The sequence below is a fragment of the Thermodesulfovibrionia bacterium genome (genome assembly GCA_030646035.1).
Classification (GTDB): domain Bacteria; phylum Nitrospirota; class Thermodesulfovibrionia; order UBA6902; family UBA6902; genus JACQZG01.
This window is the reverse complement of record JAUSMY010000061.1, coordinates 176,529-187,033: the sequence shown is the minus strand read 5'-3', so window position 1 is coordinate 187,033 and position 10,505 is coordinate 176,529. Positions and strand designations below refer to the sequence as shown.

Genomic DNA, 10,505 nt, shown 5'->3' with positions numbered 1-10,505 from the left:
AGAGCGAACATCACATGATTGACAGCTTCGGTGGCGCTGGACGTAAAGACAATGTCATCCGCTTTTGCGCCGATAAAACCGGCTGTTTGTTCGCGCGCCGATTCTAGGGCCTTCGAAGCTTCATGTCCGTAATAATGCGGGCTGGCAGGATTGCCAAACGCTTCAAAAAAATACGGCTGCATGGCGGTAATTACCGCCGGATCCGTGGGCGTGGTGGAAGCATAATCCATGTAAATGCGTCGAGTCATAGGGTTCATCATATCTGTCCGCAATTTTATTGTCAACCGTGATTAATGATCTGGTCAACATTCATTTCCGAGGCCATTTTTGCGAAATCACCGGCAAATCAAAATTGACAACGTTTGGACTCGATGATATAGTGTGCCTCTCTTTGGCAAGATTTTCGGGGCTGTAGCTCAGCTGGGAGAGCGCTTGACTGGCAGTCAAGAGGTCGACGGTTCGATCCCGTTCAGCTCCACCATTTAAAAACAAGGGGGTAGTCCCGACAAATCGGGATTAACTCTTTTTTTTTGCTGACGCCAGTTAACAATGAAGTGCAACACTTGGGAGAGCAGAAAGAATCGATCAATTCACAAACAGGTTCTGCCTTTTAATAAAAAGGTAATCGGCAAGACATTTATCAATAAATAATGTAACGAATGGCAAATTTTATTTTTCTGTGCTTTTTTGTCTTTGAAAAAGTCTTAAGTATTTTCTTTATAAGATTCTTCATCATGATTCAACAATCTCCTTAAAGAATTATTATGTATGATTCTGTTTTCTTACATGTATACTATATAAGATTACTAAATATGTATATGGCAATACGGCTGATTTATTTGTAGGTATTTATCCTACAGATAAATGATTATAACTACAGGAGGCAAGAAAGGGAGCTAACCATTATTGGTTAACCCCCTTTCTTAATATAGAGCGTTTTCAGGGTTCTATTAGTCTTTTGAAAACATATGCATAATCACGGCAAAAGCTGTGATGGCAATAACCTCAGAAAATAATAAGTTGGCATTAACAACAGCACCCCATTGAAGCGTATAATCAGGCATAATTAAGTTAATTATTTTTGGTCGAAATTCATGGCCAAGCGATAAAATAACACCGTTAGGGAGATAACGGATATATGGAGGAACTATCACCGCTAAAACAAAAATAGATATTGCAGATAATAATAGAATCAATTTAGAACCTTTTTTCATATTCGCCCCCTTTTTGATTTATTAACCAAACCTTTTTTCTCCAGTTACTTCCAGGCTGATTGGTTCGACTCTTTTCATCCACTCTTATTCTTACAATACTATAATTTGTAGATTTTTTTTTACTCCGCAAGTTCTGACTTAACTTTCCTTATGTTCTCCTTAACTCAGTATATAGCAACATATTTTTTTTAGTCAATGACAATAAAATGTTAAAATCATTCATGTGTTATTAAGTTTTATGAGGAGGCGGTTATGGCTGAAGTAAATTTAAAGATAGACGGCATGAGCTGCGGACACTGTGTAATGGCTGTAAAGAAGGCTCTTGATAATCTTAACGGCGTGACTTCATCTGAAGTAGCAATCGGCTCTGCAAAGGTCACCTATGACGCAGCAAAGACCGGCAAAGAAAATATTGAGGACGCGGTTAAAAAAGCTGGTTACAAGATAGTGTAAGAAAAGTTAAGAGTTACCTTCTGTCAGCTTCCTGAGGCCCCGGTGGCTTCTGATCCCATGCACTGTTTCCGATGCGCTGTTTGCAAATTTGTTGAAAACGATCTTCAGGAACTGCTTCTGCAGCCTGTTATAAAAGAACCAGTGGTGCCTCTTTGCCGAGATCATCTCAGGCAGTATATGTTTTTGCAGTAATGCATGATAAGCGCTCCAGGCGTCTGTGCCTTCATTCACTGACTGTATAATAGCCCGTGCAGCAAGCTCGCCGCTTCTCTGCGCGTAAAATATCCCCTCACCGAATATAGGGTCTGCAAATCCTGCTGCATCGCCTGTGAGAAGCGCATTGCCGAAGAACGGCTTCAAAAGAAAATTGCCGAAAGGAAGAGGATATCCTTTCACGCTCTCTTTTTTTAATTCATCCATGCCGATCTCAGATAAGAAATCATGAAAAGATTTCACAAAGCCCTTCTTCTTATTCTTCCTGTTAAGGCCGCATATGCCGATCACCAGTCTTTCTCTGTTAGGAAATATCCATGCGTAACCGTAATCCGCAAAACCGAAAAAGACCATGGGATGATCCACTTCAAAATTTATATCAGACCTATCAACGGTTATCTCTATCGCAGTACCAAGATCATATTGCCAGGAATCCTTATTAAACCTCTCATGTGGAAATCCCTTTCTTACTGAACTGTGCACACCGTCAGCGCCTATGATGAACTTTGCCTTAAGCGTCCTGCCTGAATCTGTAGTCACTTCATTTAAAGAGAGGTCGCAGTGAGTGACGCCCTCACCTTCGGCTGTAACCACGCCTGCGCTTTTTGCCTTATTCAGAAGAAAGTCGTCATAAATAAATCGTTCTACAAAATAATAAGGAATGGCAAACCTGTTCTTTGCAAGGCTCTCATTTCTGTGAAGGATCTCATATCTGTCAGATTCAAAATTGATCGCACCGATCTCTTTCAAGGAGTCTGTTGTTTCATTGAATACGCGTTTCAGAAGCCTGACGGTCTTGTGGGTGATGAGCCCTGCACAGAGCTTCTTTCTCGGGAAAACGCTCTTGTCAATTAGCAGGACACTCAGGCCGGCTTTGGCAAGGATATAACCGGCAGTGGAACCGGCAGGCCCGCCGCCTGCGATTATTACATCATACTTTATCGGCTCAAACATATTACCGCCCCAGTAATATGGAGCCTCCGCTATAAAAAGTCCCGGCAACAGCAGCTGCCATAAGCGTTGCCAATGTCGCCGCAAGAAGCGCCCTTGGGCCCACTTTTGAGAGGTCTCCGGTTCTGGACGGAACCAGCGCAGATACCCCGCCAACAAATATGGCAAGGGATGCGAAGTGGGCAAAACCGCATAGGGCGTATACCGCTATAAATGAAGAGCGCGGGTCATGCAGAGCGCCATTCTCAATAAGCACAGCGAGATCCATATATGATTTTGTTTCTGTGAGGATGACCCTTTCGCCGATCAATTTCGATATTTCAACAGCGTCTGACGGGGGAACTCCGATGATAAGCGTGAACGGATAAAATATGTATCCCAAAAGCACCTTGAGCGACAAGTCCATATTGAGGCCGAGCAGGCTGTTTAATTTTGAACCGACTCCCGCAAATATGAAATCCGCCAGCGCTACAAGTCCGAGGAACGCGACAAGCAATGTCACAACACCGACAGCCAGTTTTGTCCCGGCGGTCGCCCCGTTTATTGAAGCCTCGATAAATGACGATTCCTTTTCCTGATAAGGCTTGACATGCAGTCCCAGCGTCTCAGGCTTTCCGGTCTCAGGCAAAAGGATCTTCGACATGACTATCGCGGCAGGCGCTGTGAGGAATGAGGCTGACACAAGATGCCCCGCTATGGCAGGAAACTGTTTTTGAAGGATCATGATATAGATCGCCAATATGCTTGACGCAACGGTTGCCATTCCAGCGGTCAGCACAGTGCAGAACTCAGACATCGTCATCTTCTCAAGATAAGGACGGATGGCGGTCGATGATTCAATGCCTACAAATATCTCGCTCGCAGCGCAGAGAGACTCTGCCCCGCTTATCCTCATAAGCTTTGTGAAGGTCCTTGCGAATATGCCGATGAGCCACTGCATAAATCCCACATAATAAAGAATGCTCATCAGGCTCGAGAAGAATATTATCGTGGGAAGCGCCTGAAACGCGAAGATGAAACCGAGCGACTCGCCGCCCCATTCATCTTTTACTCCGGGAGGAAGCGCAAGCCTGCCGAAGATGAAGCGTGTTCCCGCTCCCGCAACGTCGATCACATTTACCAGCGCGTCATTGATAAAGAGAAATACCTTTGCGCCTGCAGGCACCACAAATATAAAGAGCGCGAAGATAAGTTGAATTGCAGTCCCCCATATGATGACCCTCCAGTTTATCACCTTCCTGTCAGTTGAAAGGCACCATGCAAAGGCCATCAGTATGAATATGCCGGCAAAGCTTACAAAATTATAATTCATCTTTCCTCCGGTCAGTTGAGTTGTTGGAGAGCTTCAGAATAATAAATGAAACAGGTAGTATTTTCAAGAAGCTTATTTTATTGCTTCATAACTTCTTCACTCTATTTTCATCATTTCTTCGAACCAATGTTCTAATCTTGAGACAAGAAAAATATATGGAGGTGGCAAAGATGAAAGGATTATTCGCAGCTTTAACAGCAGTACTGTTACTGTCCGTCACGTCAGTAACATATGCACATGACACACGGCATGAAAGAGAGAGGGCAAGTTCACGTTATGAAGCGCCTGTAATGGTCACAGTGATCTTTGACAACGCAAGAGGATCTGCCTTTGGAATGCGCCAGTATGACCAGAGGCACAGGGGAAGGCCGGCATTTATGAAGCACCGGCCATTCTGGAAAAAGATGCAGTATATTCAAATGGTGGATAACAGAAATGACAGGTATGACAGACATGATCGGGATGATAGAAATGACCGAAATGACAGGCACGACGAGCGCAATTGGTATGACCAATACTTCCAGTAATTAGTATTTTGGTAAAAGAAATATAAGGGGTCTTGAGTATGCAAGGCCCCTTTATTCGTATGAAATGGTGCGAGAGGGGGGACTCGAACCCCCAAACCTTGCGGCACCAGATCCTAAGTCTGGCGCGTCTGCCAATTCCGCCACTCTCGCAATATATAACTGAATAATTTTATAGGTTTTAGAGGGGATTAATCAAACTGGCGGGGAGAATAATATTCCAGTTCAGGCTACTCTATCACAAGAAGTATCAGGCCGCATTCCGGGCACTCGGCAGCATCACTTTCTACTGGGGTAGAACATGCCGGGCATCTGCCCTGACTGAGCATCTCTTTTGAATGCAGAAACTCCGGATCTATCTCCGCATAGTAATCAGCTATCCGCTCCCCTGCCCTCTCAGCATCCTCAGATGAGACCATAAGCTGGAACTTCTCTCCGCAGCATCCTTTTTTGCACCCTGCCTCTGAGTTAACAAGGCACGGAATCCCTGAGCGGACAAGAACATCAGAAAGCTCATTCATCCACCTCAGCTCGCCATCCTTTACCACAACCGGATCCGCAATCATCTCAACCGCACACCTCTCACGATCCTGATACACTCTCTCAAGTTCCTCAGGATGCACAAGCACCGCCCCGCAGTCAGCGCACTTCTCGATGTGCGGGTTGTACTCAGTTTTGCAATCTGGGCATATTTTTATATGTGTCATATGAGCAACTACCGAATACCTAAATCAGCAAGTTCTTTAAGCGCTCTATTTGCTTCCCTCTTTATTTCATCACATAATGTTGTGCTTTCAGCCGGACAATAAGATATAGCATTGTCAACAACTTGTCGTAAATCATCAATGCTTGTTGTTGCATCAATATGACGAATCGTAAAGGTTAAAAACTTACTATCTGCTCCAGCAAGTTTCTTCAGAGTAAGTACTTCATCCCATCTGTAAGCAAGCATTGTCACAATTGAATCTGAAAAACCTTCGGCAATCGCACCATCATCACAATGGCTAAACTGGATGAAAGAGTCATAGATTTCTTTCCAACCTTTTAAACCATAGGCTGAATCTTCCGCTTTCATTGCATCTTCAGGAGTACAGTCTTTAGCATAAGTAGTCATTACGTTGGATATTAAGATAATAATCAACACCGCAAGGCAGAGCAAAACAGATTTCGTGATGAATTGTATTTTATTTTTGTTCCTCATAATACCATGTTTTATACATCCAACAATTAATACAGCCAGCCGTATTTGCTGGAATGAGATAATTTATCACTATGACAATCTAAATACAATCACAAAATAGTTTCACTCTTTTCTCCCCTCAATACATACCGTCTCAGGTGTATTCTTCACAGCTATCTTTTTATACCCTGTTTCAGAAAGCCAATGTTTGATCTCTTTGGTAGTGTAGCACCGGCCATTTGGCGTACTCATTAGCATGTTCACTGAGAAGATAGCGCTATGCGGCGGGGCTGTGCGGGCTTCGTTGATTGGGAACTCCTGCACAACTACCCTGCCTCCGGGATTGAGGGCTGTCATGCACTTTCTCAAAAGCGCGATATTCTCCTCGATTGAAAAGGCATGCAAGATCTGGCTTAAGAGGATGAGGTCATATCCTGAGCCTATACTGTCCACATGAAAATCCCCGGCAATGTAAGTGATGCCCTTTATCCCATCGCGGCGCGCGACCTTTTTGGCGATCGCTATCGTCGCTGGCAGGTCGAAGATTGTTGCCTTCACTCCCTTCTTTGCCATAGCCATCGCATTGGTGCCGGGGCCGCCGCCGAGGTCGAGCATCGTCTTTACATCTTTGATCCCGATCGCTTTAATAAGGCTCTCTGTACGGAGGATGGTGAGGTTATGCATCCCCATGATAAACGCCTCATGGTCGCGCCTGCGCTCTGCCGGGCGGCCTGTTCTGACCACTTCGTCAAGATGAGAGAAACCTTCCCACATGCCTGATGCGTGCCTGACGATATCACCCTGATAGAGGCTGGCGCCTTTCACAAGATAGCGGGTGCTTACAGGAGCATTGCGATACTTTCCATCTTTACTTTTAATAACCAAACCAATGCCGGTAAGCGCATCAAGCACTATCTCCATGGCACGAGCATCGGTCTTTATTTTTTTTGAAACAGCTGAAGCTGCCGAAGGTTTTTTCAGATGGTCAAAGACTCCGAGGTTATTCGCCGTGAGTATTACCCTTGAAGCCATAAATCCTGAATAGAGCCTTCTTAATCCTATGAGATCTTCATCTGCCATATCCGCCTCCCGGTTCTGCCGCTCTGAATATCAATGTACATGCTTCTTTTCTGTTCCTGCTTCTGCCGGAGCAGCATGATGTTCGCTGCCTTCAGAAGCAGCAAGGTGAAGCTTTTCTACATAATGAATGAACGTAACATATGATTCAACGTACTCACGCCCGGCGTCTACACTTTCATTAATGTGTTTCTTTTTTTCCATTACATCTTTAAAACGTTCGCGTATCCCGTTTGCGACAATAGTGGAGATCTCTTCAGCCAGATGGTCAACAGAACCGTTCTCTATAGCCTTATCAGCTGCGTCTATGCCGGGCTCGACCACTGCATCGGCAGATTTTATCCCTGTATACGGCGCGCCTTCGCCCTCGCGATGAATACGGACCAATGTTTCAAAAAAATACATGTCGGCAAGTTCTTTCGCCTGCGGGTTTAACTTACGTACAGATAACGTACTATCAAAAGCCTTTTTAATCACAGCTACATCTTTCTTCTGCACCCACATAAGGATAAGGTTTACATCCCCTGCATCTAATGCTTTTTGCGCCTGTTTAATAACCGGCCCGTTCATGGTGTCGCAGTGCGCAGATGCATCAGGTACTAATTTGCTGCCGCCGAAAAGCATGGCAAAGATCAGGACCATAAATGAAGAGAGAATAATAAACTTGTTCATTTTCATGATAGTTTCCTCCTTATAAGATTGGGTTAAGGTTAAAAGTTGTCATGTATATTCTTATCGTATTTTTCAAAGTCAGTCAACTATATTATTGCTTCACCGGAAATGTTACAAGGGGGGATATAGTGTGTGATTAAGGAATGATTTTAGTGAGCAAGGATTCTCACTGGTTAGATGTATCGTTAAAACAGTTCTGAAGCATAAGCGTGCAGACAACCTACGGCAGATTCGCAAATGCATGTATTATCTGATTGCCGCTGTTTTTGTAACTGATATGCACGACGTTTGATGAATCCACTGCTATAGATGTGTTGCTGTTAGAGGCGATAGTGTAAACAGCTTCCAGATTCCAAAGTCCGTAAGAACCATAAGCATGTTTTAGATATCCACCGGCATTATAACTGATATGCACTCTATCTGATGAGTCTAAAGCAATAGAGGTATATGCGCCTCCTGAACTGTCTACCACTGCACAATTCCAGTTAATATTGCCAGGGCAATTTCCATATCCCGGCACAACATCTTTGTTTGTCGCGTACTTGAGTGCGCTGCCGGAAAAGTAACTGATATGCACGTTGTCCAATGAATCAATCGCGATAGATGTGTACGTTCCGCTATTGTCAATCTTCTCTTTGCTCCATATTCCCTGATCATTTTGTGCTGCATGCCAAAGGCCGCCAGTACTGTAAAAACTTATGTGCGGCTTATCAAATGAATCCACTGCTATAGAGGAATAATTGTTTGAAATAGAATTGGAATCAATTGCAGTGGAAACCCATGAGCCTGATGGAGCATTTGTCATATATTTCTGGCCGGAACCTGAAAAACTTATATGCACATAGCCTGAAGAATCAGTTTTGATCGATGTCTGTCCAAAGGAAGCAGAGCCGTTGATAGAATTATAATTCCATGCGCCGGAAGGAGCGTTCGTGGCATACATGAGAGAATAATTGTATTGGTATTTAAGAAAAGTAGTATATACATTATCTGATAAATCCACAGTCATGGACGAATACTGTCCTGTGTACTCAAGGTTGGAGTATCCTCCAAGCAGATTGCCACTCCATGAACCATTCACTTTAACTGCGTGATAATAGTCTTCTCGCAAGTTACGATCAATAGGATCAGCAAAATAATAACCGATATGCACACGGTTTAGGGAGTCCACGGCAATAGACGTATGCCCACCATTAGTGCCTACATAACCGCCGTAGCGAGGGTATGAAACAGGCTCTGCTGACCAGGTTAGATGTGCTGAAAAACTTGGTGTTATGGCAGTATCTTTGTTTAATGTTATGACACAATCTCCTGTGCCGGGACATTCCGCTGCCGACCAACCGCTAAACATCCAGCCAGGATTCGCAACAGCAGTCAGAGTGATTACTGTTCCTTTAAGATAACCCAGAGAACAGTTACTCCTGCAGTTTATTCCTCCATCACTGCTCGTCACCGTCCCGTTGCCCGGCGATATGATGTCAAGCCGATATAATTCTATTAATCGCCCTGCAACTGCGCCATATTCATTCCCGATCCTTCCACTGAAGACAAGCATATACTTACCAGCAGTCCCCGGAAAACTTACATTGCCACTATGATTACTTCCAGAACCGGATGGGCCTAAAACCAACTGACCGTTCCATATCCTGGTTCTAACTCCGTTACTATCTTCTTGATAAAGCTCAAACATACCTTCCATCTCTTCAGCAGAGTTATTGGTAATCACATAACCTCCGCCTTCAGAAATAAGGTCAATATCTCCCCTGAAGAAGTAATTCAACAGCCCTGCGGAATAGCCTGCAGCGCGGGGGATGAGCATTTCGGCGTAATCATGATGTACTACCGGATCAAGTTTTAATTCGTCTCGTTGAAGCGCAGGATCAAAGCTAAGATACTTATAAAGTGGCCCGGCAGTAGCAAAGTGCTCAATATTTTCACCATCTCCTTGTTTTCTTAGATATATTCTCTTTTTGAAATCTGGAAGATCTATCTCATGCATCACATAGCTCTCTGGGCTATATCGTGGATAAGGGAAATAATGCTTGTTGCTTTGACTAAAGTTCTCGGTAAATATCGTGTCGTCACTGACAAAATTTGAATTGGTATATTCTGACAATCCCCATGTGAGGCTCGTACCTGGAATTAAACTGCCACTATACTGCTTCGTATCGATAAACTGTGTAATAGGAGAATAGATATTACCTTCATAGTTGATGTCAACATTTAAAGCTACCTGTGGAAATGCAGGAGATGAAGAAAAAGATTTTATTGTCACAGGATTGTCAGTTGCCCACGTCTCTAATCCATTTGTCCAACCTAACCCATCAATTGGATGGGCATCATTTTTTACATGATCAGGCTGGGCCATATCCTGAATAAGGTGCATCTGATGGCCAAGCCCTCTGAAGGTCTGAGCAAAATTTATCTGTCTTTGCTCTTCAGTCGGTGAAATTAATGCCCAGTAATAAACCTGCCTGATCTTCTCCCATGACCAATCTTCCTCTGTAAAGGTCGCTTGTTTCGCACTATATTGCGCCCATAAAAGAGAAGACATTCCACTTGTAATATCATTAAGCCCCGCACTATTCCATTCTTTTGTCGGATTATGAAAATGATTTACATATCTTGCTTTGCCAAAAATAGCATCAGCATCCTCAAGCTGAGCGCCTTCCCTGACCCATAATAAAATAGATTGAGATTTATTATTCCATGAGAATTTCTCATTTAATCCATTTTCATATCCCAGTTTGCTCATATAATCACCTTGGGAGAGTTGCAAAATTGAATTTTCTACAGCATCCTGAGAGAGATTCTTATGAGTTTCCTCATTCCATGCAAATGCTTTATGATTTAATGAAATAGCAAAGAAGCCAGCGACTATAAAATAGAAAATTTTGCCTAACTTCATG

General features: G+C 43.6%; 11 protein-coding genes and 2 tRNA genes. 3 read left to right on the top strand and 10 right to left on the bottom strand.

The window, feature by feature from the left end; genetic code table 11:
• Positions 1 to 248 (bottom strand): aminotransferase class V-fold PLP-dependent enzyme (locus tag Q7U10_12170; protein ID MDO8283353.1); only part of this gene is annotated, 248 nt, incomplete at its 3' end.
• A gap of 157 nt (positions 249 to 405) precedes the next feature.
• On the opposite strand from Q7U10_12170, the gene Q7U10_12165 reads away from it, so the two are divergent.
• Positions 406 to 481, top strand: a tRNA-Ala gene (locus Q7U10_12165).
• Positions 482 to 950: 469 nt separating this feature from the next.
• On the opposite strand, the gene Q7U10_12160 is transcribed toward Q7U10_12165, so the two are convergent.
• Positions 951 to 1,214, bottom strand: coding sequence for a hypothetical protein (locus Q7U10_12160; GenBank protein MDO8283352.1), 264 nt, complete (start codon positions 1,212 to 1,214; stop codon positions 951 to 953).
• A 252-nt stretch (positions 1,215 to 1,466) separates the two neighbouring features.
• Between Q7U10_12160 and Q7U10_12155 the strand changes: the two genes are divergently transcribed.
• On the top strand, positions 1,467 to 1,667 hold the full coding sequence (locus Q7U10_12155) for a cation transporter (GenBank protein ID MDO8283351.1): 201 nt from the start codon (positions 1,467 to 1,469) through the stop codon (positions 1,665 to 1,667).
• 6 nt (positions 1,668 to 1,673) lie between these two features.
• Here the strand turns inward: Q7U10_12155 and Q7U10_12150 are convergent, their stop codons facing one another.
• Together Q7U10_12150 and Q7U10_12145 are read right to left on the bottom strand one after the other, a co-directional pair.
• A complete protein-coding gene (locus Q7U10_12150) occupies positions 1,674 to 2,834 on the bottom strand; it encodes a geranylgeranyl reductase family protein (GenBank protein MDO8283350.1) in 1,161 nt (386 codons plus the stop codon).
• Between the two features lies 1 nt (position 2,835).
• Positions 2,836 to 4,143 carry a nucleoside transporter C-terminal domain-containing protein gene (locus Q7U10_12145; GenBank protein MDO8283349.1) on the bottom strand — a complete coding sequence of 436 codons (1,308 nt, stop codon included), beginning with the start codon at positions 4,141 to 4,143 and terminating at the stop codon, positions 2,836 to 2,838.
• A 170-nt stretch (positions 4,144 to 4,313) separates the two neighbouring features.
• On the opposite strand from Q7U10_12145, the gene Q7U10_12140 reads away from it, so the two are divergent.
• A complete protein-coding gene (locus Q7U10_12140; GenBank protein MDO8283348.1) occupies positions 4,314 to 4,670 on the top strand; it encodes a hypothetical protein in 357 nt (118 codons plus the stop codon).
• A 65-nt stretch (positions 4,671 to 4,735) separates the two neighbouring features.
• Here Q7U10_12140 and Q7U10_12135 read toward each other — a convergent pair.
• From Q7U10_12135 to Q7U10_12110, 6 genes are all read right to left on the bottom strand, one after another.
• Positions 4,736 to 4,820: transfer RNA gene (locus Q7U10_12135), tRNA-Leu, on the bottom strand.
• A gap of 77 nt (positions 4,821 to 4,897) precedes the next feature.
• On the bottom strand, positions 4,898 to 5,374 hold the full coding sequence (locus tag Q7U10_12130; protein ID MDO8283347.1) for a hypothetical protein: 477 nt from the start codon (positions 5,372 to 5,374) through the stop codon (positions 4,898 to 4,900).
• Positions 5,375 to 5,382: 8 nt separating this feature from the next.
• Positions 5,383 to 5,868, bottom strand: coding sequence for a hypothetical protein (locus Q7U10_12125; protein MDO8283346.1), 486 nt, complete (start codon positions 5,866 to 5,868; stop codon positions 5,383 to 5,385).
• Positions 5,869 to 5,970: 102 nt separating this feature from the next.
• Positions 5,971 to 6,927 (bottom strand): methyltransferase, encoded by a 957-nt coding sequence (locus Q7U10_12120; GenBank protein MDO8283345.1) that lies wholly within the window; start codon positions 6,925 to 6,927, stop codon positions 5,971 to 5,973.
• A gap of 30 nt (positions 6,928 to 6,957) precedes the next feature.
• A complete protein-coding gene (locus Q7U10_12115) occupies positions 6,958 to 7,602 on the bottom strand; it encodes a DUF6448 family protein (GenBank protein ID MDO8283344.1) in 645 nt (214 codons plus the stop codon).
• A 214-nt stretch (positions 7,603 to 7,816) separates the two neighbouring features.
• A complete protein-coding gene (locus Q7U10_12110; protein MDO8283343.1) occupies positions 7,817 to 10,504 on the bottom strand; it encodes a hypothetical protein in 2,688 nt (895 codons plus the stop codon).
• Position 10,505: the final 1 nt, after the last annotated feature.

Bases quoted from the DNA above. Each gene is read 5' to 3' on its own strand.
- Q7U10_12145 (MDO8283349.1), bottom strand. From the start codon at position 4,143: ATGAATTATAATTTTGTAAGCTTTGCCGGCATATTCATACTGATGGCC.
- Q7U10_12110 (MDO8283343.1), bottom strand. From the start codon at position 10,504: ATGAAGTTAGGCAAAATTTTCTATTTTATAGTCGCTGGCTTCTTTGCT.
- Q7U10_12140 (MDO8283348.1), top strand. From the start codon at position 4,314: ATGAAAGGATTATTCGCAGCTTTAACAGCAGTACTGTTACTGTCCGTC.
- Q7U10_12125 (MDO8283346.1), bottom strand. From the start codon at position 5,868: ATGAGGAACAAAAATAAAATACAATTCATCACGAAATCTGTTTTGCTC.
- Q7U10_12120 (MDO8283345.1), bottom strand. From the start codon at position 6,927: ATGGCAGATGAAGATCTCATAGGATTAAGAAGGCTCTATTCAGGATTT.
- Q7U10_12150 (MDO8283350.1), bottom strand. From the start codon at position 2,834: ATGTTTGAGCCGATAAAGTATGATGTAATAATCGCAGGCGGCGGGCCT.
- Q7U10_12155 (MDO8283351.1), top strand. From the start codon at position 1,467: ATGGCTGAAGTAAATTTAAAGATAGACGGCATGAGCTGCGGACACTGT.
- Q7U10_12160 (MDO8283352.1), bottom strand. From the start codon at position 1,214: ATGAAAAAAGGTTCTAAATTGATTCTATTATTATCTGCAATATCTATT.
- Q7U10_12130 (MDO8283347.1), bottom strand. From the start codon at position 5,374: ATGACACATATAAAAATATGCCCAGATTGCAAAACTGAGTACAACCCG.
- Q7U10_12115 (MDO8283344.1), bottom strand. From the start codon at position 7,602: ATGAAAATGAACAAGTTTATTATTCTCTCTTCATTTATGGTCCTGATC.